We start from the raw sequence: 22,762 nt of genomic DNA, 5'->3' as shown, positions 1-22,762 counted from the left end.
AAATTCGCCGGATGTCATTCTTCCGTCACGGGAGATCAAATAAGCCGTAAAGTTGAGCGTGTTCTTCCCTGGATTAAGCACATAATCCGGTGATGGTTCGCCCAGGTGAATTTGCTGTCCTTTACTGTCGTATATTTCTATTGCTAAATTTTCAGTTTCCGACTGCACGCTCAGATAATCAGGATGGTCCCTGTCAGGCGCACCAGAAAAGGTAATGTTGGCGCGTTGAAACACATTCCCGGAATGTTGAGAATCCCCTAGTGAACATCCCAGCAAATGAATACTGAAATCATGCGCAGACACTTTTTCTGGTCTTCCGGAAATATCTCTGGCAGAGAGGTCATCGAATTCAACCAGTAGCGACCGGTCGCGCGGATCAACATAACAGGCAGCCTCAATAATATTTCCTCGCATGCGCATTTTGCCGGGCTTACTGTTTAGACGATGGGCGCCAGCCATAACCCATGCAGGCGAGATAAAGACAAAAAGCAGTAAAATTCGCCATCCAGGCATAACCGTATTTCCTTTCAGTTATTCGCAGGAAGGGTTAAGCAGGCGCATTAATGCGCCCGCTGCGGGTAATTACTGATAGTCGATCTGGAAATTAACGGTAGATTCGCAATCACCCGGCGTTACCGCTGCAGAAGCGTTGTTTGCCTGCAGATAAGCCACGAAATCAATGTCGGTTTCGCCGTCAGTGATGTTGACCTGAGAGGCAGCTTTACCCCATTCCACGTCCTGGTTGCCGCTGTCAACCATACCAATACCCGCGCCCTTTGCAGTACCAGAGGTGAATGCGGCCAGCGCGTTGTTGTCTGTATCAATCGTTGCCGGGGTATAAGTCACAGTGGCCGTTTTCGCAACGGTGGTGTCGCAGCCCTGAAGAACGATTTTGGCATGCTTAACGCCAGCGCGTTGGTTGTCTTTTAACTGAGAGGTTGGGATCTCGCCAAAATTAACCTGTACCGGGCTGGATTCAGGTGCCAGACCGCATGCGGAATTAACCAGAGAACCGGTGAAGTGAATTTTACCGTTAGTCGGTTCGACATTTTTTGCAGCGAAAGCAGAAGAGGCAGTCAAAGTCATTCCCGCCATCAGCGCGCAGGCCACAGCCACGTTTTTCATTTTCATATTACTACTTAACCTTATATCCGTTTTTAGTTATTTCGAGGATCTATTTCCGCAGACACTTAACGTCAGGGAAATGCTGATCTGCAGGTGGCGGTAGCGCATATCCTTGCAAACAATCCATCTCAACCCGCCCCTTATTTTGAACATCGTTGGCATTCCATACGAAATACCGTCTACAGCTGTTCAGGCTGTTTCGGGACTTATATTAAGTCGGCAGAAAAATGACACAATGCAAAAATACGGTATTAATCAAACTCAGGGAATCGTGTTGTATCATCGCCTGCACAACGATCGTTTACCTAAAAAATCGCCAAAATTAATGCTGATACCAGTATTAATATCTATTATTTACTATTTTTATAGAGCTTTTATCTATCAACTATTTTTTTATTTAGTCTGGATACCAGGCAAAATGTATTTATAAAAGTTTTGTAAAAATGAAATTGGATATCAAAAGCGAGTAATGACAATAAGATAGTGACAGAGAGAAATGAGAATGAGACATCTTATAAGAAATATTAAAATATTGTTATATAAATATTAATGAAGCGTTCTATGGCGCAACCATTTTTTATAAATGAATTATGTTATGCTATTGCTTCCCCCACTCGAATGCGAGATATCCTGCTTTAAAGGAGACATCAGTGATTTCTCATATACCAATAAACAAAATTAAATCCGTAATTATTGGTGATGGCTTAGTTTTCAGACCAAATAAAAATACCCTAAAAGACCTGACATCGGGTGAAATGGCCACATTGAATAATGTGGCAACGCAATTACTGCTCTATTTGTTGCAAAATGGTAAAGAGATTTCCTCGCGCGATGAAATTCTGCTGAATGTTTTCCAGCATAATGGCGCCCGGGCGACAGATGCTAATCTCAACCAGCACATTTCATTTCTGCGCAAAGCAATAACGTCTACGGGCCATCCTGCAGAACTCATCGTCACCATTCCACGGATGGGATTTCGGATGGGCGACGCCAATATCAATATTCAGCTACAGGAAGAAGCACAAGCTCCCCCCAGAATTGCCCATGTTGCATCGACGCCCAGCAAAAAGAAACGAAACCGGTGGCCTGTCGCGATAACAACGTTAATCACCGGCATCGCGGTACTGGCGACAGCGTGGTTAACATGGATACCCAATGAAATTGCCATGACGGACGCAGCTATTCTGAGAACAATCGACTACGAGCAATGCCGTGTACATATACTAGGAAACGCCCTCACCGACACCATAACCGAAAAAAAAGCGCTGGATATTTTCAAGTCAGTGGGTATTAACCCAAACTGTTCGCATCCAAAAGATCTCTATCTTAATACGTGGGCGAGCAACCATAACCTGGTTGAGTGGTCGTTTGCTGCTGAATGCGGACTAAACCTCGGCTATTACCATTGCGTCAGCCAGTATCGTCATTATGAGGAATGATATGAAGCAGGAAAGTGATCACTCTCCTTTACTGTGGTCAGTGGTAATTGCCATTTTTGGGCTGGCGGCCATTGCTTTTTTCATTATCACCGGGAATGCGAAGAAACAAGAAATCAGCTTTTCATGCTCATCGGAATTCACGTCGATACTCGACATCCAAAATAGCAAAAAGGAACTCAACGGAATTATGCTGATCACTAGCTACAATTCCGGACACCTTTCATTGTCAGTACAAGGGAAATTCAAAAGTGATGAGGGTGAGTTCACGGTTAACCGAAAACTGTTCTTTCGCTACGCCCGTCCGCTCGGCCATACCGCAGGCGTTTTCATGCTCACTCCCGATGGACGTGAAAAATCCCCCGATGATGACGCAACGGATGCTGTCGATTATCTTTTCTTCGACGCTTACGAACGTGCCGACAAGCTATATATGCTGAAGCACCTGAATGAGGAAACGGTTCTTATTGGCGATAACTTTTCACCCCGCTTCGCCTGCGTGATGAATCACTTCGCGGGTTAATCGCCTCAACGATATGCGTCGGGTTAAGGATGACCTGATGTGTTTCCCGCCCGGCAGCGCGGATGTATCGATAGAGTGTAATAAAGGGATTGTTATTTTGGGTGGGCTTAAACGACGAAAGCCTGAATCATTTCTGATTCAGGCTTTCTGAATARTRGCGGAATGGACGGGACTCGAACCCGCGACCCCCTGCGTGACAGGCAGGTATTCTAACCAACTGAACTACCACTCCGCGTTGTGTTCCGCTTGGGAACGAAGCGAATATTACGGATTGCCTCGCGCCTCGTCAACGCTTTTTCTCACGTTTTTAATCGTTTGCTGCAAAAATCACCCGAATGGTCATTTCTGACCTGTAATTAGGTAATCTACGCCCGCCAGAGACAACTTCCGCCCTTCTTCTGCACCAGGTCAAGGCGCGACTCATGGGCCGCTAACTCCTCATCAGTGGCGAAAACAACGCGTAGTTTACTGGACTGCCGAACAATGCGCTGGATCCCAGTGTCATTTTGCTGCTGGCTGTCGCCTTCCATCGAGAACGCCATAGTGGTCTGCCCACCGGTCATCATCAGATAAACGTCGGCCAGAATCTGGGCATCGAGCAATGCGCCGTGCAGGGTTCGTTTACTGTTGTCTATTTCATAGCGCGAGCACAACGCATCGAGGCTGTTTCGCTTGCCAGGAAACATTTTCCTCGCTAGCGCCAGGCTATCGGTTATTTTGCAAAATTCGTTGGTTTTCGGAATATCACGATTGAGCTTAGCAAACTCGTAATCCATAAAGCCGATATCAAACGATGCGTTATGGATGACCAGCTCCGCGCCGCGAATGTAGTCGAGAAACTCATCGGCCACCTCGGCAAACGTGGGTTTATCAAGCAGGAATTCGTCTGCGATTCCGTGTACGCCAAACGCTTCCGGGTCCACCAACCGATCCGGTTTCAAATAAACATGGAAGTTATTCCCGGTCAGGCGGCGGTTCACCACTTCGACCGCACCGATCTCAATGATCTTGTGGCCTTCGTAGTGGGCGCCAATCTGGTTCATACCGGTGGTTTCGGTATCGAGGACTACCTGTCGTGTAATTCCAGTGCTCATAACGGTCATTTATGTCAGACTTATCGTTTGATTTCGATTTGCTAAAACAGGAAGTCTACCAGAGATGCTTAAACAGGTAGAAATTTTCACCGATGGTTCTTGCCTAGGAAATCCAGGGCCAGGTGGTTACGGGGCGATTTTACGCTATCGCGGGCGCGAAAAAACCTTTAGTGAAGGGTACAACCTCACAACCAATAATCGCATGGAGCTGATGGCGGCAATCGTTGCGCTGGAAGCCCTGAAAGAACAGTGTGAAGTGATACTCAGTACCGACAGTCAGTATGTGCGCCAGGGCATCACGCAATGGATCCACAACTGGAAGAAGCGCGGCTGGAAAACGGCAGATAAAAAACCGGTAAAGAACGTCGATCTGTGGAAACGTCTGGATGCCGCGCTCGGTCCGCATCAAATCAAATGGGAATGGGTTAAAGGCCATGCGGGCCATCCGGAAAACGAACGCTGCGATGAGCTTGCGCGCGCCGCGGCAATGAGTCCCACTCAGGATGATATTGGGTATCAGGCCGAGTCTTAAGCGTCAGGTTTGCGGTATTGCCGGGTAGCGCCAACGGCCTGGCGGATAGGCGTTTTGCTTTTATTTTGTTTCATTGGGTTGAGCGTAAGCGGAATGGTTCGCTTACGTGCGACCACCAGCTGCAAACATCCCAGGGCAGGAATATGGGCGCTTAACATTTTCCCGCCCTTCTTGTTCCAGGGCAGGACATGAAAGCGGCTGTAGTGCAGTACTTCAAAATTTAGCAAAGAGAGCCAGTCCAGTTGACGCATGAGGGTAAACATCCGACTGTTGTAAGGCGAGGTCTTGCGCAATACCGGCACCAGTTTACGCAGTCCCATCAGGCTTACCGGATTAAACCCGCTCAGAATCAACCAGCCGTCATCAATCAACACGCGATCGGCTTCACGCAGTAACCGATGTGGATCGGAACACCACGGTAGCGTATGGGCCAACAAACAGACATCCACCGACTTATCGGCAAAGGGCAGATGCAAAGGATCTGCCGTTACCTGCATGGGAGAACCCAGCAAAGAAACATTTACCTGATGAGAAACCGCGCACGCTTCAGAATCGATTTCTGCGCTTAAATTACCAATTTTAAGCAGATGAAAACCGTACATTTTTGCGAACCACGGGTTAAGCTGATGCTCCAGCGCCTCACGATAGTATTCGCCCCAGGGTAAATCATCCCAGCTCACGGGCGCTACGACAGTTTGAGGGATCCTTGCCGGTTTCATCATAACCTTCCGTTTCGCTTTGAGAGGTAAGATATGAATCTTAACAGTATTCCTGCATTTCAGGACAATTACATCTGGGTCCTGTCAAATAATGACCAACATTGTCTGATTGTCGACCCGGGCGAAGCCGCCCCAGTTCTGCAAGCCATTGCAGAACATAACTGGGTGCCAGAGGCCATTCTGCTGACCCACCATCATCAGGATCACGTTGGCGGCGTGAAAGAACTCCTGCAACACTTCCCACAAATAGTGGTATACGGACCGGCTGAAACGCAAGATAAGGGAATGACGCAGATAGTCGAAGATGGCGATATTGCGCTCGTATTGGGGCATGAATTTAAGGTAATTGCCACGCCGGGTCACACTTTAGGACATATCTGTTACTTTAGCCATCCTTACCTGTTTTGCGGGGATACGCTCTTTTCTGGTGGCTGTGGTCGGCTTTTTGAAGGTACCGCAACGCAGATGTATCACTCACTTAAAAAGATCAGCGCACTTCCCGATGATACTTTAATTTGTTGCGCACATGAGTACACATTAGCAAATATGAAGTTTGCTTTAAGCATCCTCCCGCACGATTCGTTCATAAATGAATATTATCGTAAAGTTAATGAGTTACGCGTAAAAAAACAAATGACACTACCCGTAATTCTGAAAAATGAGCGGCGAAATAATATTTTTTTGCGAACTGAAGATATTGATTTAATTAATGAAATCAACAAAGAAACAATATTGCAACAACCTGAAGAGCGTTTTGCCTGGTTAAGGTCAAAGAAAGATACGTTCTGACAATTCCGGGTTGCCTTTTGAAAACTTCGCCGTTATGATCGGTCGTCTTTTAAGCAACTATTGACACACACATGAAGGCAAAAGCGATATTACTCGCCTCTGTCCTGCTTGTTGGGTGCCAGAATACTGGTAACGTCCAACAGCACGCACAGAGCCTTTCTGCAGCTGGTCAAGGGGAAGCAGGAAAGTTTACAAGTCAGGCGCGATGGATGGACGATGGAACATCTATCGCTGCTGATCAAGATTTGTGGGCTTTCATTGGTGACGAGCTAAAGATGGGAATTCCGGAAAACAGCCGGATTCGCGAACAGAAACAGAAGTATTTACGCAATAAGAGCTATCTCCACGATGTAACTTTACGGGCAGAGCCGTATATGTACTGGATAGCCGGGCAGGTTAAGAAACGTAACATGCCAATGGAACTGGTATTACTACCCATAGTGGAGAGCGCTTTTGATCCTCACGCAACGTCTGGCGCCAATGCCGCAGGTATTTGGCAGATCATTCCGAGCACGGGGCGCAATTATGGTTTAAAGCAGACCCGCAATTATGATGCACGTCGCGACATTGTGGCTTCCACCACTGCCGCGCTCGACATGATGCAGCGTCTGAACAAGATGTTTGATGGCGACTGGCTGCTGACCATTGCTGCTTATAATAGCGGTGAAGGTCGCGTGATGAAGGCGATCAAAACGAACAAAGCGCGTGGTAAATCCACCGACTTCTGGTCGTTACCGTTGCCTCAGGAAACGAAGCTGTATGTGCCCAAAATGCTGGCTTTGAGCGATATTCTCAAAAACAGCAAGCGCTATGGCGTGCGTCTGCCTACAACAGACGAAAGCCGCGCATTGGCACGTGTTCGCTTGAATAGCCCGGTTGAGATGGCTCAGGTTGCCGATATGGCGGGTATATCCGTCAGCAAGCTGAAGACCTTCAATGCAGGCGTGAAAGGCTCCACGTTGGGTGCCAGCGGTCCGCAATATGTGATGGTGCCAAAGAAGCATGCAGAAAAGCTGCGTGAGTCTCTGGCTTCAGGCGAAATTGCAGCCGTGCAGTCAACGCTGCTCGCGGATAACACGCCGCTGAACAGCCGTAGCTACAAAGTTCGCTCTGGCGATACGCTTTCTGGTGTTGCTTCACGTCTTGGCGTGAGCACAAAAGACCTGAAACAGTGGAACAATCTGCGTGGTTCTTCCCTGAAAGTAGGCCAAAGCCTGACGGTAGGCGCTGGAACCAGCGCGCAGCGCCTGGCTAATAACAGCGATAGCATCACCTATCGTGTGCGTAAGGGCGACTCGCTGTCGAGCATTGCCAAACGTCACGGGGTTAACATCAAAGATGTGATGCGCTGGAATAGCGACACGGATAACCTGCAGCCTGGCGATCAGCTAACGTTGTTTGTGAAAAACAACGGTATGCCGGACTCCTGATAACATTGTAGAAATGAAGGCACTGGTTTCCCCCCAGTGCCTTTTTTATTTATCCTGCTTTATGCGCCTCTACCATTATCGTGTCGCTGGTAAACGACCCCTCTTCCTGTAATGCAAAGTAGGCCTTCACGTCAGCAGATGCACTCTGTTGGTATAAACGAATCGCTTCGGTCAACGCCGCAGGCGTACGCATCCGCGCAACCCACGAACTGAACTCCAGCGGCAAGCGGTCAGTTAACAAGGTGTCAGCAATGAGATTCGCGTCATTGATTAAAGACAGCCACTCCCCGCTGGAATAATTGCGTACGTGCGAGGTATCACGCAACGCTTCCACGGTTTGTAACCAGATATCACGTACAGGGTGACCCGGCGACATCACATCCATCACGATCAGTACGCCGCCAGGCTTCAGGACGCGGTTCACCTCCCGCAGCGCGCGCCCGACATCATGCCAGTGATGCGCGGAATAGCGGCTAATCACCACATCAAACGCGTTATCTTCAAATGGCAGGCTTTCGGCATAACCCTGACGCGTGGAGAGGTTTTCCAGCCCCCTGTCTTTTGCCGCCTCCGCCACCACTTCAAGCATTTGTGAAGATAAATCATAAGCTACGACCTGCCTGACGTGTTGCGCAGCCACAAAACTGGCATGCCCTGCTCCGCATCCCATATCCAGTAACCGGGCTTGCGGAAATGCTGACAATCTTGCGGACAGGCGTTGCAAATCGCGGCCAGAGGCATGTACCGCACTGGTCAAATAGGCATTAGCCTGAGAGCCAAACTGTTTTTCGACGTTGTCATGATGGGAGCGTGTTGTCATTGTGTTGTCCTTCGGTTGTTGTTTAATAAGAAGGGCAGCACCACTACAGGTCTGCCCTACGGCAGACCTGACACATCGTTATTGTTCAGGTTTGCCGGGACTGAATTCAACGAGTAGCGGATTGTGATCGGATGCGCGGGTGACCAGCACAGAGGCTTCACTCACGTTCAAACCACGATAGAACACAAAATCGAGAGGGCGACCAAACGCGCGTCGGCGTTGATCGTCGGTAAAGCGCACCTGGCGCAGCGACATTTCGCGCGCAAAGCGGTACAGCGCATTCATCCGTCGACGGCTCCAGGCATTAAAATCACCCGCCATGATCACCGGACCGCTGTGATGGGCAATCTGATCGCCAATAGGAAGTAACTGCTTACTATAAACATCAACGCCAAGGCTGAAATTTACCGCGTGGATATTCACCACCATCAATAAACGCGTATCAGGCAATGGGTAAACCGTCACCAATGCCGATTTCGCCAGCCGTAAAATAGGCTCACGCTCGCGCAATGGACAGCAGTAAACAGGATGGGCGGCAGAGAGCGTCATGACGCCAGAGGGGTGCTGAGGCAGCACAAAGGCGGGTACCTGGTCGGCAGCGAGATAGTTAGCGGTCGCAAACTGCACCAGTTCAGGCGTGGTTTGCGCTTCCTGCAATAACACCAGATGCGCATCTTTGCCAAAATTTTTCAGCACCGACTGCCATTCTGCACGCTGCTGCTTAAAAATATTCCATACCAGCACGCGAATGCGATCTTCACTGCTTAACGGAGCGCCTGCGGGTAATGCCTGGCCAATATGCGCAAACGACCCTGGCGGTAAAATCCGCTCAACGGGCTGTCCGGCAACATAACGCATGGCATAGGTGTTTTTTCGCACTTTAGACTTTCAAACCTCTGTAACGTCAACCAGTCCGCAGCCGGACTGGTTCTTCTGTTATAGGGATTTTAGCACTCACTTTCAACGAACAATTGCAGTTTGTTTTGTAAGTGGGCGCTTACATCAATGATTTACCCCAGAGCAATGCGAACAGGTTTATCAAGGCGACCGCTGACGCCCATCAGTAAGAAAGCCACCAGAACAATGAGGGCGCCAATCCACAGCGTCTGCGCCAAACCGTAATGCTCCACCGTTTGCCCGCCAATCACTGAACCCAATGCAATACCAATGTTAAACGTTGCAATGTTGAGTCCTGATGCCACATCTACCGCATTAGGCGTGAATTGTTCGGCTTTCTGAACAACGTAGACCTGCAAACCCGGTACGTTGCCAAAGGCAAAGATCCCCATCACCAGAATAGTGGCCAGTGCGGCGTACTGAGTGGATGCGGTCACCTGGAAGACCATCAGCAGAACAAACAGTGCGGCGAAAATAAATTTCAGCGCAGGAACGGCACCATGCTTATCTGCCAGTTTACCGCCCCAGATATTGCCGATAGCCACAGATACGCCATAACCCAGCAAGATCCAGCTTACTGCTGCCGGGGAGAATCCAGCCAGATCCTGCATCATCGGCGCCAGGAAGGTGAATGCCGTGAATACACCGCCATAGCCCAGCGCCGTAACGGCGTAAATCAGCAACAGACGAGGATGGGTCAGCACTTTCACCTGGTCACGAATGCTGGCGGCCGCCCGACCGGGAATGTTGGCCGGGATCAGCAGTTGGCTACTAATCAGCGCGATCACGCCTAACATTGATACCGCAAGAAAAGTCTCGCGCCAGCCAAAATGCTGACCGATGAATGTCCCCAGCGGCACGCCCGTAACCAGCGCCACCGTTAAGCCGCCAAACATAATGGCGATCGCGGAAGCCGCTTTCTCTTTCGGCACCAGACTTGTCGCGATGGTAGAGCCAATTGAGAAGAACACACCGTGCGCCAGCCCCGTCAGCAGACGGGCGACGATTAATGTCATATAGCCCGGTGCCTGCCATGCCAGCAAATTCCCGGCCGTAAACAAGACCATCAGCGCGACCAGTAACTGTTTACGCGGTAAGCGTCCGGTCAGAGCAGTCAGCACCGGCGCGCCAATAGCCACGCCCAGCGCATAGATTGAAACCAACATTCCGGCGGAAGGTAACGAGATCGCCAGTTGTTGAGCAATGGTCGGCACCAGGCCGACAATCACAAACTCAGTCGTGCCAATAGCGAAGGCACTTATCGTCAGTGCAAATAAAGCGAGAGGCATAAATAACTCCATAACATCAGTAATCAGATGACACGCAGTATGCCTGGATGTTTTAATGACAAAAATATTCAAAATATCAATTTAATTTTGCTTCAGGTGCAAAAATGAAAGCAACCTCCGAAGAACTTGCAATTTTTGTCGCTGTCGTGGAAAGCGGCAGCTTCAGCCGGGCGGCAGAGCAGCTTGGACAGGCCAATTCCGCTGTCAGCCGGGCAGTTAAAAAGCTGGAGATGAAGCTCGGCGTCAGTCTGCTTAATCGTACGACCCGACAGCTGAGCCTGACTGAAGAAGGTGAGCGATACTTCAGGCGCGTGCAGCAGATACTGCAAGAAATGGCTGCAGCAGAAACGGAAATCATGGAATCACGTAATACCCCACGCGGCTTACTGCGTATCGATGCGGCAACGCCGGTAATGCTGCATTTCCTGATGCCGCTGATTAAACCGTTCCGTGAGCGGTATCCCGAGATGACGTTGTCTCTTGTCTCCTCAGAAACGTTCATCAATCTTATTGAACGAAAAGTGGATGTTGCGATACGCGCAGGCACGTTGACTGATTCAAGTCTGCGCGCACGTCCGTTATTTACCAGCTACCGCAAGATTATCGCTTCACCTGACTATATTGCCCGTTTTGGCAAGCCAGAGAGCGTTGAAGAGTTAAAACGGCACCTGTGTCTGGGGTTTTCTGAACCCATCTCGCTCAATACCTGGCCAATAGCCTGTAGCGATGGGCAGCTCCATGAGGTCGAATGTGGGATTTCTTCCAACAGCGGGGAAACATTAAAACAGCTTTGCCTGAACGGTAACGGCATTGCATGTCTTTCAGATTATATGATTGACAAAGAGATCGAGCAGGGAGAACTGGTGGAACTGCTGGCCGATAAGCGTCTGCCGGTAGAAATGCCTTTCAGCGCAGTTTACTACAGCGATCGTGCCGTCAGTACACGTATCCGGGCATTTATCGACTTCTTAAGTGAACATATAAAAACAGCTCCCGAAGGAGCTGTGAAAGAGGGTTAAAGGGTACAAAGGGTCAAGCAATTAATCCCACTCAGGGGCCAGACCTTCCGGGCTAACCAGGCGATCGTTGCAATCCAGTGCCGCGATCGCTGCTCTATCTTCGGCATCCAGATGCAGTTCCAGTGCCAGTAGGTTACTTGCCAGGTTTTCACGCTTGGTGGAAGAAGGGATTACTGAGTAGCCTTCTCCCATTGCCCATGCCAGGATAACCTGTGCCGGAGTGGCATTGTGTTTTGCGGCGATGCGCGCAATCACTTCATCTTTCAGCGCTTTACCGTAAGCCAGCGTCATGTAAGAGGTGATGTGGATAGCGTGCGCTTTCGCCCAGTCAACCACCCGACGGCTCTGCAGATACGGAGACAGTTCAATCTGGTTAGTGGCGATGTTCTCCACGCCCACTGTAGCAATGGCTTTTTCCATCAGCGGAATGGTGAAGTTTGAAATGCCAATTTCGCGAGTCAGCCCTTGTTCTTTAGCTTCAAGCAATGCCTGCATACATTCTTCGACAGAGACGGCGTCACCCGGAGATGGCCAGTGGATTAGCGTCAGATCGACATAATCCGTACGAAGTTTTTCCAGGCTCTCTTTCAGGCTTGGGATCAGCTTGTCTTTGCTAAGGTTTTCAATCCAGATCTTGGTGGTGATATACAGCTCGCTACGTGGTACGCCGCTCTCAGCAATCGCCTGGCCAACAGCCGCTTCATTATCATAGATTTGCGCAGTGTCGACAGCACGGTAGCCCAACTCTAGCGCCGTTTTAACAGAAGCGATAACCACGTCGTCTTTCAGGCGAAAAGTACCTAAACCGAATGCAGGGATAGTCATGAAATTCCTCTTTTTAATCACAATGTTCGTTTACGGAGAGGATTATGAGCTTCAGCGCTTTATAGAAAAAGAGTGAAAAATGCAGAGGATTTTTGCGAATTTAGCAATAATTAAATCGCAGGCAAAGAAAAAGCCCTGAGCGTTAGCTCAGGGCTCTTAATAAGTGGCGGAACGGACGGGACTCGAACCCGCGACCCCCTGCGTGACAGGCAGGTATTCTAACCAACTGAACTACCGCTCCACCGAATTTCTTTGTCACCACCCGGATTTTCATCCCGGTTTACTGCAATTTGATGCCTGGCAGTTCCCTACTCTCGCATGGGGAGACCCCACACTACCATCGGCGCTACGGCGTTTCACTTCTGAGTTCGGCATGGGGTCAGGTGGGACCACCGCGCTACAGCCGCCAGGCAAATTCTGTTTATTAACCCGCTTTTCGCCGGTTAATGTCATCTGTATCAGGCTGAAAATCTGTCTTCTCAAATCCGCCAAAACATCTTCGGCGTTGTAAGGTTAAGCCTCACGGTTCATTAGTATCGGTTAGCTCAATGTATCGCTACACTTACACACCCGACCTATCAACGTCGTCGTCTTCAACGTTCCTTCAGGAGACTCAAGGACTCAGGGAGAACTCATCTCGGGGCAAGTTTCGTGCTTAGATGCTTTCAGCACTTATCTCTTCCGCATTTAGCTACCGGGCAGTGCCATTGGCATGACAACCCGAACACCAGTGATGCGTCCACTCCGGTCCTCTCGTACTAGGAGCAGCCCCCCTCAATTCTCCAGCGCCCACGGCAGATAGGGACCGAACTGTCTCACGACGTTCTAAACCCAGCTCGCGTACCACTTTAAATGGCGAACAGCCATACCCTTGGGACCTACTTCAGCCCCAGGATGTGATGAGCCGACATCGAGGTGCCAAACACCGCCGTCGATATGAACTCTTGGGCGGTATCAGCCTGTTATCCCCGGAGTACCTTTTATCCGTTGAGCGATGGCCCTTCCATTCAGAACCACCGGATCACTAAGACCTGCTTTCGCACCTGCTCGAGCCGTCACTCTCGCAGTCAAGCTAGCTTATGCCTTTGCACTAACCTCCTGATGTCCGACCAGGATTAGCTAACCTTCGTGCTCCTCCGTTACTCTTTGGGAGGAGACCGCCCCAGTCAAACTACCCACCAGACACTGTCCGCAACCCGGATTACGGGCCCACGTTAGAACACCAGCCATTAAAGGGTGGTATTTCAAGGACGGCTCCATGCAGACTGGCGTCCACACTTCAAAGCCTCCCACCTATCCTACACATCAAGGACCAGTGTTCAGTGTCAAGCTATAGTAAAGGTTCACGGGGTCTTTCCGTCTTGCCGCGGGTACACTGCATCTTCACAGCGAGTTCAATTTCACTGAGTCTCGGGTGGAGACAGCCTGGCCATCATTACGCCATTCGTGCAGGTCGGAACTTACCCGACAAGGAATTTCGCTACCTTAGGACCGTTATAGTTACGGCCGCCGTTTACCGGGGCTTCGATCAAGAGCTTCTCCTTACGGATAACCCCATCAATTAACCTTCCGGCACCGGGCAGGCGTCACACCGTATACGTCCACTTTCGTGTTTGCACAGTGCTGTGTTTTTAATAAACAGTTGCAGCCAGCTGGTATCTTCGACTGATTTCAGCTCCATGAGTAAATCACTTCACCTACCTATCAGCGTGCCTTCTCCCGAAGTTACGGCACCATTTTGCCTAGTTCCTTCACCCGAGTTCTCTCAAGCGCCTTGGTATTCTCTACCTGACCACCTGTGTCGGTTTGGGGTACGATTTGATGTTACCTGATGCTTAGAGGCTTTTCCTGGAAGCAGGGCATTTGTCACTTCAGCACCGTAGTGCCTCGTCATCACACCTCAGCGTTAAAAGGTACCGGATTTACCTGGAACCTCCGCCTACATGCTTAAACCGGGACAACCGTCGCCCGGCCGACATAGCCTTCTCCGTCCCCCCTTCGCAGTAACACCAAGTACAGGAATATTAACCTGTTTCCCATCGACTACGCCTTTCGGCCTCGCCTTAGGGGTCGACTCACCCTGTCCCGATTAACGTTGGACAGGAACCCTTGGTCTTCCGGCGTGCGGGTTTTTCACCCGCATTATCGTTACTTATGTCAGCATTCGCACTTCTGATACCTCCAGCAACCCTCACAGGCCACCTTCAACGGCTTACAGAACGCTCCCCTACCCAACAACACATAGTGTCGCTGCCGCAGCTTCGGTGCATGGTTTAGCCCCGTTACATCTTCCGCGCAGGCCGACTCGACCAGTGAGCTATTACGCTTTCTTTAAATGATGGCTGCTTCTAAGCCAACATCCTGGCTGTCTGTGCCTTCCCACATCGTTTCCCACTTAACCATGACTTTGGGACCTTAGCTGGCGGTCTGGGTTGTTTCCCTCTTCACGACGGACGTTAGCACCCGCCGTGTGTCTCCCGTGATAACATTCTTCGGTATTCGCAGTTTGCATCGGGTTGGTAAGTCGGGATGACCCCCTAGCCGAAACAGTGCTCTACCCCCGAAGATGAATTCACGAGGCGCTACCTAAATAGCTTTCGGGGAGAACCAGCTATCTCCCGGTTTGATTGGCCTTTCACCCCCAGCCACAAGTCATCCGCTAATTTTTCAACATTAGTCGGTTCGGTCCTCCAGTTAGTGTTACCCAACCTTCAACCTGCCCATGGCTAGATCACCGGGTTTCGGGTCTATACCCTGCAACTTAACGCCCAGTTAAGACTCGGTTTCCCTTCGGCTCCCCTATACGGTTAACCTTGCTACAGAATATAAGTCGCTGACCCATTATACAAAAGGTACGCAGTCACACCCGAAGGTGCTCCCACTGCTTGTACGTACACGGTTTCAGGTTCTTTTTCACTCCCCTCGCCGGGGTTCTTTTCGCCTTTCCCTCACGGTACTGGTTCACTATCGGTCAGTCAGGAGTATTTAGCCTTGGAGGATGGTCCCCCCATATTCAGACAGGATACCACGTGTCCCGCCCTACTCTTCGAGTTCACAGCACATGCGTTTTTGTGTACGGGACTATCACCCTGTACCGTCGGACTTTCCAGACCGTTCCACTAACACACATGCTGATTCAGACTCTGGGCTGCTCCCCGTTCGCTCGCCGCTACTGGGGGAATCTCGGTTGATTTCTTTTCCTCGGGGTACTTAGATGTTTCAGTTCCCCCGGTTCGCTTCGTTAACCTATGTATTCAGTTAACGATAGTGTGACGAATCACACTGGGTTTCCCCATTCGGAAATCGCCGGTTATAACGGTTCATATCACCTTACCGGCGCTTATCGCAGATTAGCACGTCCTTCATCGCCTCTGACTGCCAGGGCATCCACCGTGTACGCTTAGTCGCTTAACCTCACAACCCGAAGATGTTTCACTTCTGATTGCGAAAATTTGAGAGACTCGAACACACCGCTTTTCATTTCYTGTTTACGGAGAAATGAAACAGTGTGTCGTTTCAATTTTCAGCTTGATCCAGATTTTTAAAGAGCAAATATCTCAAACATCACCCGAAGATGAGTTTTGAGATATCAGGGTACGCGTCTTTCACTCACGAACCAGCAAGTGGCGTCCCCTAGGGGATTCGAACCCCTGTTACCGCCGTGAAAGGGCGGTGTCCTGGGCCTCTAGACGAAGGGGACACTGAAGTCTCAATCGCAAGACGCCTTGCTATTCACTTTTCATCAGACAATCTGTGTGAGCACTGCAAAGGTCGGTTCTTTAAGGTAAGGAGGTGATCCAACCGCAGGTTCCCCTACGGTTACCTTGTTACGACTTCACCCCAGTCATGAATCACAAAGTGGTAAGCGCCCTCCCGAAGGTTAAGCTACCTACTTCTTTTGCAACCCACTCCCATGGTGTGACGGGCGGTGTGTACAAGGCCCGGGAACGTATTCACCGTGGCATTCTGATCCACGATTACTAGCGATTCCGACTTCATGGAGTCGAGTTGCAGACTCCAATCCGGACTACGACATACTTTATGAGGTCCGCTTGCTCTCGCGAGGTCGCTTCTCTTTGTATATGCCATTGTAGCACGTGTGTAGCCCTACTCGTAAGGGCCATGATGACTTGACGTCATCCCCACCTTCCTCCAGTTTATCACTGGCAGTCTCCTTTGAGTTCCCGGCCGGACCGCTGGCAACAAAGGATAAGGGTTGCGCTCGTTGCGGGACTTAACCCAACATTTCACAACACGAGCTGACGACAGCCATGCAGCACCTGTCTCACGGTTCCCGAAGGCACTAAGGCATCTCTGCCAAATTCCGTGGATGTCAAGAGTAGGTAAGGTTCTTCGCGTTGCATCGAATTAAACCACATGCTCCACCGCTTGTGCGGGCCCCCGTCAATTCATTTGAGTTTTAACCTTGCGGCCGTACTCCCCAGGCGGTCGACTTAACGCGTTAGCTCCGGAAGCCACGCCTCAAGGGCACAACCTCCAAGTCGACATCGTTTACGGCGTGGACTACCAGGGTATCTAATCCTGTTTGCTCCCCACGCTTTCGCACCTGAGCGTCAGTCTTTGTCCAGGGGGCCGCCTTCGCCACCGGTATTCCTCCAGATCTCTACGCATTTCACCGCTACACCTGGAATTCTACCCCCCTCTACAAGACTCTAGCCTGCCAGTTTCGGATGCAGTTCCCAGGTTGAGCCCGGGGATTTCACATCCGACTTGACAGACCGCCTGCGTGCGCTTTACGCCCAGTAATTCCGATTAACGCTTGCACCCTCCGTATTACCGCGGCTGCTGGCACGGAGTTAGCCGGTGCTTCTTCTGCGAGTAACGTCAATCGCTGTGGTTATTAACCACAGCGCCTTCCTCCTCGCTGAAAGTACTTTACAACCCGAAGGCCTTCTTCATACACGCGGCATGGCTGCATCAGGCTTGCGCCCATTGTGCAATATTCCCCACTGCTGCCTCCCGTAGGAGTCTGGACCGTGTCTCAGTTCCAGTGTGGCTGGTCATCCTCTCAGACCAGCTAGGGATCGTCGCCTAGGTGAGCCGTTACCCCACCTACTAGCTAATCCCATCTGGGCACATCCGATGGCAAGAGGCCCGAAGGTCCCCCTCTTTGGTCTTGCGACATTATGCGGTATTAGCTACCGTTTCCAGTAGTTATCCCCCTCCATCGGGCAGTTTCCCAGACATTACTCACCCGTCCGCCACTCGTCACCCGAGAGCAAGCTCTCTGTGCTACCGTTCGACTTGCATGTGTTAGGCCTGCCGCCAGCGTTCAATCTGAGCCATGATCAAACTCTTCAATTTAAGTTTGATGCTCGTGAATTAAACTTCGTAATGAATTACGTGTTCACTCAGAGACTTGGTATTCATTTTTCGTCTTGCGACGTTAAGAATCCGTATCCTCGAGTGCCCACACAGATTGTCTGATAAATTGTTAAAGAGCAGTTGCGACGCGCTTTGGCGCTCTGTCGCGAGGTGGCGTATATTACGCTTTCCTCTTTCAGAGTCAACCCTCATTTTCAGGTTTTTCTCTTCAACCGACCGGGCTGTTTGTGTGAAGTGATTCACATCCGCCGTGTCGATGGAGGCGCATTATAGGGAGTCGACTCAGGAAGACAAGCGGAAAAATGCATTTTTGTTCCAACCGCTCACCTTTTATCCACAACGCTTACTTTTGCTGCTTTTTTATCGCCTTTAGCAGGTCTGCCAGACTATTTATAACCAAATCTGCCGCATTTTCTGCTTCCGGCGTGACGGGTTTGCCCGTGCGCACCAGTACCTTGGTTCCAACATTCGCCGCTGCTGCCGCCTGCATATCTTCTATTTTGTCGCCTACCATATAAGAAGCAGCCATATCGATGTGCAGGAAGTCGCGAGCGGAGATCAACATCCCGGGATGCGGCTTACGGCAATCGCAGACCTGACGATACTCTTCTACGGTACCCTGCGGATGGTGCGGGCAATAGTAGATACCATCCAGATCAACGTCGCGATCGGCCAGCGACCAGTCCATCCATTCGGTCAACGTTTCAAACTGTGCCTCGGTAAATTTACCGCGCGCGATACCAGACTGGTTCGTCACCACAATTAGCGCGTAACCCATATTTTTAAGTTCACGCATAGCATCAATAACGCCGTCGATAAACTCGAACTCATCAATCTCATGTACGTAACCGTGGTCCACATTAATGGTGCCGTCACGGTCGAGAAAAATTGCGGGTACAGACTTTGCCACCTTTTATAGCTCCTGAATAAGGCATGTGGCTCTAGTATCGCATGTTTCGGCGGGCAAGAAAGTGCTCATCGTGCAAAGCTAGATTGATTTAGACGTCTGGATGCCTTAACATCCATCTTGTTGACGGCCTTGACCGTCCCAGACAGACGAAAATGCCACGGCTAACTTAATTACGATAATAAATAACCAATGATTAAACTTTCGAATATCACCAAAGTGTTCCAGCAGGGGACTCGCACCATTCAGGCGCTAAATAATGTCAGCCTGCATGTTCCCGCCGGGCAGATTTACGGCGTCATTGGCGCCTCCGGTGCCGGTAAAAGTACGCTTATCCGCTGCGTTAACTTACTTGAACGCCCAACCGAAGGCAGCGTTCAGGTCGGCGGTCAGGAGCTGACAACGCTTTCAGAGTCCGAGTTGACCAAAGCTCGCCGTCAAATCGGCATGATTTTCCAACACTTTAACCTGCTCTCTTCCCGTACCGTGTTTGGCAACGTTGCGCTGCCGCTGGAACTGGATAACACGCCAAAGGAAGAGATCAAACGCCGTGTAACAGAACTGCTGGATTTAGTTGGCCTTGGCGACAAGCACGATAGCTATCCGGCCAACCTTTCCGGTGGACAAAAACAGCGAGTGGCGATCGCCCGTGCGCTGGCAAGTAATCCCAAAGTGTTGCTCTGCGATGAAGCCACCAGCGCACTCGACCCGGCAACCACGCGTTCGATTCTGGAACTGCTGAAAGACATTAACCGTCGTCTGGGTCTCACCATTCTGCTGATTACCCATGAGATGGACGTTGTAAAACGCATTTGTGACTGCGTGGCGGTCATCAGCAATGGTGAACTGATTGAACAGGACACCGTCAGCGAAGTCTTCTCTCACCCGAAAACGCCGCTGGCACAGAAGTTTATCCAGTCCACTCTACATCTGGATATCCCGGAAGATTATCTGGAACGTTTAAAAGCAGAGCCGCAAGCCGACAGCGTGCCAATGCTGCGCATGGAGTTCACCGGTCATTCGGTCGATGCGCCATTACTCTCTGAGACGGCCCGTCGCTTTAATGTGAATAACAACATTATTAGCGCGCAGATGGATTATGCCGGCGGCGTGAAGTTCGGCATTATGCTGACTGAAATGCACGGCACACAGGAAGATACACAAGCAGCCATTAACTGGCTGCAGGAACACCATGTAAAAGTAGAGGTACTGGGTTATGTCTGAGCCGATGATGTGGCTGCTGGTTCGCGGCGTATGGGAAACGCTGGCAATGACCTTTGTGTCCGGTTTTTTTGGTTTTGTCATTGGCCTGCCGGTTGGCGTATTGCTGTACGTTACGCGTCCTGGACAAATCATTGAGAACGCTAAGCTTTACCGTACGCTCTCTGCGCTGGTAAATATTTTCCGTTCCATCCCATTCATTATTTTGCTGGTGTGGATGATTCCTTTCACCCGCATGATTGTGGGTACCTCTATTGGGCTGCAGGCCGCTATCGTCCCGCTGACCGTCGGCGCCGCGCCGTTTATCGCCCGTATGGTGGAAAACGCGCTGCTGGAAATCCCGACCGGGCTGATTGAAGCCTCCCGTGCGATGGGCGCCACGCCGTTGCAGATTGTACGTAAGGTATTACTGCCAGAAGCGCTGCCGGGTCTGGTCAATGCCGCCACCATCACGCTCATCACGTTGGTTGGCTATTCCGCGATGGGCGGTGCCGTCGGTGCAGGTGGTCTGGGACAGATTGGCTACCAGTACGGTTATATCGGCTACAACGCTACCGTGATGAATACAGTACTGGTATTGCTCGTCGTTCTGGTTTATTTAATTCAGTTATCCGGCGATCGCATCGTCCGGGTTGTCACGCACAAATAACGTTGCACACAACACTAAAAACTCATTAAGAAAAGGAAATAAGCATGGCGTTCAAATTCAAAACCTTTGCGGCAGTTGGAGCCCTGATCGGTTCTCTGGCACTTGTGGGTTGCGGTCAGGATGAAAAAGATCCTAACCACATCAAAGTGGGCGTTATTGTTGGCGCAGAGCAACAGGTTGCAGAAGTCGCGCAGAAAGTGGCAAAAGAAAAATACGGTCTGGACGTTGAGCTGGTCACGTTTAACGATTACGTCCTGCCTAACGAAGCGCTGAGCAAAGGCGACATTGATGCTAACGCCTTCCAGCACAAACCGTACCTGGATCAGCAGATTAAAGATCGTGGTTACAAGCTGGTTGCCGCGGGCAATACTTTTGTTTACCCGATTGCGGGCTATTCCAAAAAAATCAAATCACTGGATGAGCTGCAGGAAGGTTCTCAGGTCGCGATTCCAAACGACCCGACTAACCTCGGCCGCTCGCTGCTGCTGCTGCAAAAAGTGGGCTTAATCAAACTGAAAGACGGTGTTGGCCTGCTGCCGACCGCGCTGGACGTGATTGAAAACCCGAAAAACCTGAAGCTGGTTGAACTGGAAGCGCCGCAGCTGCCGCGTTCACTGGACGATGCGCAAATCGCCCTGGCGGTCATCAACACCACCTACGCCAGCCAGATTGGCCTGACCCCGGCAAAAGACGGTATCTTTGTTGAAGATAAAGATTCTCCGTACGTAAACCTGATCGTGACCCGTGAAGACAACAAAGATGCTGAGAACGTGAAGAAATTCGTGCAGGCCTACCAGTCTGACGAAGTGTACGAAGCAGCGAACAAAGTCTTCAACGGCGGTGCTGTTAAGGGCTGGTAATTTTAGGCTGTTTCCAGAATCTGTAATATCATCAGGACGGGCGCTTGCCCGTCTTGTCATTTATGCAAGCACCTGATTCAATATCTGACGTTTAGATCATTCATTGAGGAAATATTATGCGTGCTTTACCGATCTGTTTAGTAGCACTCATGCTGAGCGGCTGTTCTATGTTAAGCAGATCCCCTGTTGAACCCGTTCAAAGCACCGCTACCCCGCCAAAAGCGGAGCCGGAAAAACCAAAAGCACCGCGCGCGGCGCCGGTAAGAATCATTACTAACGCCGAAGATTTAGTGGGTAAACCGTTCCGCGATCTCGGCGAAGTCAGCGGCGAATCCTGCCAGGCATCTAACCAGGATTCCCCTCCGAGCATCCCAACCGCACGTAAACGCATGCAGATTAACGCCTCTAAAATGAAAGCGAATGCGGTATTGCTGCACAGTTGCGAAGTCACCAGCGGGACGCCAGGTTGCTATCGTCAGGCGGTTTGCATTGGTTCTGCACTGAACATTTCGGCGAAATGAGCCATTTTCAGTTCGAGCAAATAGGCGTTATCCGCTCACCTTATAAAGAAAAGTTCGCCGTTCCACGCCAGCCAGGTCTGGTGAAAAGTGCCAGCGGCGAACTGCATTTGCTCGCTCCCTATAACCAGGCCGAAGCTGTTCGCGGCCTGGAAGCCTTCAGCCATTTGTGGGTGATTTTTGTTTTTCATCAGACAATGGAAGGAGGATGGCGTCCAACCGTGCGCCCTCCCCGTCTTGGCGGCAACGCCAGAATGGGTGTCTTCGCCACGCGTTCAACGTTTCGTCCTAACCCTGTTGGCATGTCTTTGGTTGAGCTTCGAGGTATCCGCTGCCACAAAGAGCACGTCATCCTTGAGCTCGGCGGGCTGGATCTTGTCGATGGTACGCCGGTTGTGGATATTAAACCGTATCTGCCATTTGCCGAATCGCTGCCCGATGCTCGCGCCAGCTATGCTCAGGATGCACCGCAGGCCAGCGTAGATGTGTCGTTCAGTGAAGAGATCGCCGGGCAACTGGCTGGGCTGGAAAAACGTTATCCGCATCTTCGCCAGTTTATTGCCGAAGTGCTGGCGCAGGATCCCCGTCCTGCCTACCGTAAAAACGAGGAAGAAGGCAAAACCTACGCCGTTTGGCTGCTGGACTTTAACGTCCGCTGGCGCGTTATGCCGTCAGGATTTGAGGTCTTTGCTCTGGAAGCCCGCTAATTTGCGTCGCGTACTCTTTTGACATCCCTTTCTCGCTGGTAAACTAAACCACTTTT

At 50.6% G+C, this 22,762-nt stretch carries 19 protein-coding genes, 3 tRNA genes, 3 rRNA genes and 1 pseudogene; 11 read left to right on the top strand and 15 right to left on the bottom strand.

Annotated features, from left to right (window positions below):
- Together JSN25_RS09650 and JSN25_RS09645 are read right to left on the bottom strand one after the other, a co-directional pair.
- On the bottom strand, nucleotides 1-513 hold a 513-nt coding region (locus JSN25_RS09650), incomplete at its 3' end, for a fimbrial protein (protein WP_204525663.1).
- A gap of 69 nt (nucleotides 514-582) precedes the next feature.
- Entirely contained in the window at nucleotides 583-1,131 is a 549-nt protein-coding gene (locus JSN25_RS09645; RefSeq protein WP_204525662.1) for a fimbrial protein, read from the bottom strand.
- Between the two features lie 644 nt (nucleotides 1,132-1,775).
- Between JSN25_RS09645 and JSN25_RS09640 the strand changes: the two genes are divergently transcribed.
- Together JSN25_RS09640 and JSN25_RS09635 are read left to right on the top strand one after the other, a co-directional pair.
- Complete coding sequence (locus tag JSN25_RS09640) at nucleotides 1,776-2,564, top strand: winged helix-turn-helix domain-containing protein (RefSeq protein WP_204525661.1); 789 nt, start codon at nucleotides 1,776-1,778, stop codon at nucleotides 2,562-2,564.
- A gap of 1 nt (nucleotide 2,565) precedes the next feature.
- Nucleotides 2,566-3,084 carry a hypothetical protein gene (locus JSN25_RS09635; RefSeq protein WP_204525660.1) on the top strand — a complete coding sequence of 173 codons (519 nt, stop codon included), beginning with the start codon at nucleotides 2,566-2,568 and terminating at the stop codon, nucleotides 3,082-3,084.
- Between the two features lie 158 nt (nucleotides 3,085-3,242).
- On the opposite strand, the gene JSN25_RS09630 is transcribed toward JSN25_RS09635, so the two are convergent.
- Nucleotides 3,243-3,316: transfer RNA gene (locus tag JSN25_RS09630), tRNA-Asp, on the bottom strand.
- A gap of 133 nt (nucleotides 3,317-3,449) precedes the next feature.
- Entirely contained in the window at nucleotides 3,450-4,178 is a 729-nt protein-coding gene (gene dnaQ / locus JSN25_RS09625) for a DNA polymerase III subunit epsilon (protein WP_069324010.1), read from the bottom strand.
- Here dnaQ and rnhA point away from each other — a divergent pair.
- Nucleotides 4,132-4,710: pseudogene (rnhA, locus tag JSN25_RS09620) on the top strand (ribonuclease HI). The gene dnaQ and the pseudogene rnhA sit on opposite strands and share 47 nt — an antisense overlap.
- Here the strand turns inward: rnhA and JSN25_RS09615 are convergent.
- The gene (locus JSN25_RS09615; protein ID WP_204525719.1) at nucleotides 4,707-5,429 is read right to left on the bottom strand and encodes a class I SAM-dependent methyltransferase; all 723 of its coding nucleotides are present in this window, start codon (nucleotides 5,427-5,429) and stop codon (nucleotides 4,707-4,709) included. The pseudogene rnhA and the gene JSN25_RS09615 overlap by 4 nt on opposite strands.
- A 33-nt stretch (nucleotides 5,430-5,462) precedes the next feature.
- On the opposite strand from JSN25_RS09615, the gene gloB reads away from it, so the two are divergent.
- Together gloB and mltD are read left to right on the top strand one after the other, a co-directional pair.
- A complete protein-coding gene (gene gloB, locus JSN25_RS09610) occupies nucleotides 5,463-6,218 on the top strand; it encodes a hydroxyacylglutathione hydrolase (protein ID WP_204525659.1) in 756 nt (251 codons plus the stop codon).
- Between the two features lie 71 nt (nucleotides 6,219-6,289).
- On the top strand, nucleotides 6,290-7,648 hold the full coding sequence (mltD, locus tag JSN25_RS09605; protein ID WP_042310500.1) for a murein transglycosylase D: 1,359 nt from the start codon (nucleotides 6,290-6,292) through the stop codon (nucleotides 7,646-7,648).
- A 49-nt stretch (nucleotides 7,649-7,697) separates the two neighbouring features.
- Here the strand turns inward: mltD and JSN25_RS09600 are convergent, their stop codons facing one another.
- From JSN25_RS09600 to JSN25_RS09590, 3 genes are all read right to left on the bottom strand, one after another.
- Nucleotides 7,698-8,468 (bottom strand): class I SAM-dependent methyltransferase, encoded by a 771-nt coding sequence (locus JSN25_RS09600; protein ID WP_085047758.1) that lies wholly within the window; start codon nucleotides 8,466-8,468, stop codon nucleotides 7,698-7,700.
- A 78-nt stretch (nucleotides 8,469-8,546) separates the two neighbouring features.
- On the bottom strand, nucleotides 8,547-9,347 hold the full coding sequence (locus JSN25_RS09595) for an endonuclease/exonuclease/phosphatase family protein (RefSeq protein ID WP_038637479.1): 801 nt from the start codon (nucleotides 9,345-9,347) through the stop codon (nucleotides 8,547-8,549).
- A gap of 131 nt (nucleotides 9,348-9,478) precedes the next feature.
- A complete protein-coding gene (locus JSN25_RS09590; protein WP_204525658.1) occupies nucleotides 9,479-10,654 on the bottom strand; it encodes an MFS transporter in 1,176 nt (391 codons plus the stop codon).
- Nucleotides 10,655-10,758: 104 nt separating this feature from the next.
- On the opposite strand from JSN25_RS09590, the gene yafC reads away from it, so the two are divergent.
- Nucleotides 10,759-11,673, top strand: coding sequence for a DNA-binding transcriptional regulator YafC (gene yafC, locus JSN25_RS09585; protein ID WP_160956331.1), 915 nt, complete (start codon nucleotides 10,759-10,761; stop codon nucleotides 11,671-11,673).
- Between the two features lie 21 nt (nucleotides 11,674-11,694).
- Here yafC and dkgB read toward each other — a convergent pair whose 3' ends face one another.
- The 7 genes from dkgB to gmhB form a co-directional block, all read right to left on the bottom strand.
- Nucleotides 11,695-12,498, bottom strand: coding sequence for a 2,5-didehydrogluconate reductase DkgB (gene dkgB / locus JSN25_RS09580; protein ID WP_204525657.1), 804 nt, complete (start codon nucleotides 12,496-12,498; stop codon nucleotides 11,695-11,697).
- A 164-nt stretch (nucleotides 12,499-12,662) separates the two neighbouring features.
- Nucleotides 12,663-12,739 (bottom strand) — tRNA-Asp (locus tag JSN25_RS09575).
- Between the two features lie 54 nt (nucleotides 12,740-12,793).
- Nucleotides 12,794-12,909: ribosomal RNA gene (gene rrf, locus JSN25_RS09570) — 5S ribosomal RNA — on the bottom strand.
- 98 nt (nucleotides 12,910-13,007) lie between these two features.
- Nucleotides 13,008-15,912, bottom strand: a 23S ribosomal RNA gene (locus tag JSN25_RS09565).
- Nucleotides 15,913-16,122: 210 nt separating this feature from the next.
- A tRNA-Glu gene (locus JSN25_RS09560) sits at nucleotides 16,123-16,198 on the bottom strand.
- An 85-nt stretch (nucleotides 16,199-16,283) separates the two neighbouring features.
- Nucleotides 16,284-17,823: ribosomal RNA gene (locus JSN25_RS09555) — 16S ribosomal RNA — on the bottom strand.
- Together the 16S, 23S and 5S rRNA genes with 2 tRNA genes alongside form the textbook arrangement of a ribosomal RNA operon.
- A gap of 364 nt (nucleotides 17,824-18,187) precedes the next feature.
- A complete protein-coding gene (gene gmhB / locus JSN25_RS09550; protein WP_204525656.1) occupies nucleotides 18,188-18,754 on the bottom strand; it encodes a D-glycero-beta-D-manno-heptose 1,7-bisphosphate 7-phosphatase in 567 nt (188 codons plus the stop codon).
- A 189-nt stretch (nucleotides 18,755-18,943) separates the two neighbouring features.
- Here gmhB and metN point away from each other — a divergent pair, with 189 nt between their 5' ends.
- From metN to tsaA, 5 genes are all read left to right on the top strand, one after another.
- On the top strand, nucleotides 18,944-19,975 hold the full coding sequence (gene metN, locus JSN25_RS09545) for a methionine ABC transporter ATP-binding protein MetN (protein ID WP_038637459.1): 1,032 nt from the start codon (nucleotides 18,944-18,946) through the stop codon (nucleotides 19,973-19,975).
- The gene (locus JSN25_RS09540) at nucleotides 19,968-20,621 is read left to right on the top strand and encodes a methionine ABC transporter permease MetI (RefSeq protein WP_006686810.1); all 654 of its coding nucleotides are present in this window, start codon (nucleotides 19,968-19,970) and stop codon (nucleotides 20,619-20,621) included. The genes metN and JSN25_RS09540 overlap by 8 nt, the downstream gene beginning before the upstream one ends.
- A 44-nt stretch (nucleotides 20,622-20,665) precedes the next feature.
- Complete coding sequence (metQ, locus tag JSN25_RS09535) at nucleotides 20,666-21,481, top strand: methionine ABC transporter substrate-binding lipoprotein MetQ (protein ID WP_006686809.1); 816 nt, start codon at nucleotides 20,666-20,668, stop codon at nucleotides 21,479-21,481.
- Between the two features lie 116 nt (nucleotides 21,482-21,597).
- The gene (rcsF, locus tag JSN25_RS09530) at nucleotides 21,598-22,002 is read left to right on the top strand and encodes an Rcs stress response system protein RcsF (RefSeq protein ID WP_016151780.1); all 405 of its coding nucleotides are present in this window, start codon (nucleotides 21,598-21,600) and stop codon (nucleotides 22,000-22,002) included.
- Nucleotides 21,999-22,706 (top strand): tRNA (N6-threonylcarbamoyladenosine(37)-N6)-methyltransferase TrmO, encoded by a 708-nt coding sequence (gene tsaA / locus JSN25_RS09525; protein WP_069324015.1) that lies wholly within the window; start codon nucleotides 21,999-22,001, stop codon nucleotides 22,704-22,706. The genes rcsF and tsaA overlap by 4 nt, the downstream gene beginning before the upstream one ends.
- The last annotated feature ends 56 nt before the right edge of the window (nucleotides 22,707-22,762 follow it).

Source organism: Citrobacter cronae (genome assembly GCF_016893685.1).
GTDB lineage: Bacteria > Pseudomonadota > Gammaproteobacteria > Enterobacterales > Enterobacteriaceae > Citrobacter > Citrobacter werkmanii.
The sequence above is the reverse complement of the archived record's forward strand: the minus strand, read 5'-3'. Positions and strand labels throughout refer to the sequence as shown.

Bases quoted from the DNA above. Each gene is read 5' to 3' on its own strand.
- metQ (WP_006686809.1), top strand. From the start codon at position 20,666: ATGGCGTTCAAATTCAAAACCTTTGCGGCAGTTGGAGCCCTGATCGGT.
- dnaQ (WP_069324010.1), bottom strand. From the start codon at position 4,178: ATGAGCACTGGAATTACACGACAGGTAGTCCTCGATACCGAAACCACC.
- mltD (WP_042310500.1), top strand. From the start codon at position 6,290: ATGAAGGCAAAAGCGATATTACTCGCCTCTGTCCTGCTTGTTGGGTGC.
- dkgB (WP_204525657.1), bottom strand. From the start codon at position 12,498: ATGACTATCCCTGCATTCGGTTTAGGTACTTTTCGCCTGAAAGACGAC.
- tsaA (WP_069324015.1), top strand. From the start codon at position 21,999: ATGAGCCATTTTCAGTTCGAGCAAATAGGCGTTATCCGCTCACCTTAT.
- JSN25_RS09540 (WP_006686810.1), top strand. From the start codon at position 19,968: ATGTCTGAGCCGATGATGTGGCTGCTGGTTCGCGGCGTATGGGAAACG.
- rcsF (WP_016151780.1), top strand. From the start codon at position 21,598: ATGCGTGCTTTACCGATCTGTTTAGTAGCACTCATGCTGAGCGGCTGT.
- JSN25_RS09615 (WP_204525719.1), bottom strand. From the start codon at position 5,429: ATGAAACCGGCAAGGATCCCTCAAACTGTCGTAGCGCCCGTGAGCTGG.
- gloB (WP_204525659.1), top strand. From the start codon at position 5,463: ATGAATCTTAACAGTATTCCTGCATTTCAGGACAATTACATCTGGGTC.
- yafC (WP_160956331.1), top strand. From the start codon at position 10,759: ATGAAAGCAACCTCCGAAGAACTTGCAATTTTTGTCGCTGTCGTGGAA.
- JSN25_RS09590 (WP_204525658.1), bottom strand. From the start codon at position 10,654: ATGCCTCTCGCTTTATTTGCACTGACGATAAGTGCCTTCGCTATTGGC.
- metN (WP_038637459.1), top strand. From the start codon at position 18,944: ATGATTAAACTTTCGAATATCACCAAAGTGTTCCAGCAGGGGACTCGC.
- JSN25_RS09635 (WP_204525660.1), top strand. From the start codon at position 2,566: ATGAAGCAGGAAAGTGATCACTCTCCTTTACTGTGGTCAGTGGTAATT.
- JSN25_RS09600 (WP_085047758.1), bottom strand. From the start codon at position 8,468: ATGACAACACGCTCCCATCATGACAACGTCGAAAAACAGTTTGGCTCT.
- JSN25_RS09645 (WP_204525662.1), bottom strand. From the start codon at position 1,131: ATGAAAATGAAAAACGTGGCTGTGGCCTGCGCGCTGATGGCGGGAATG.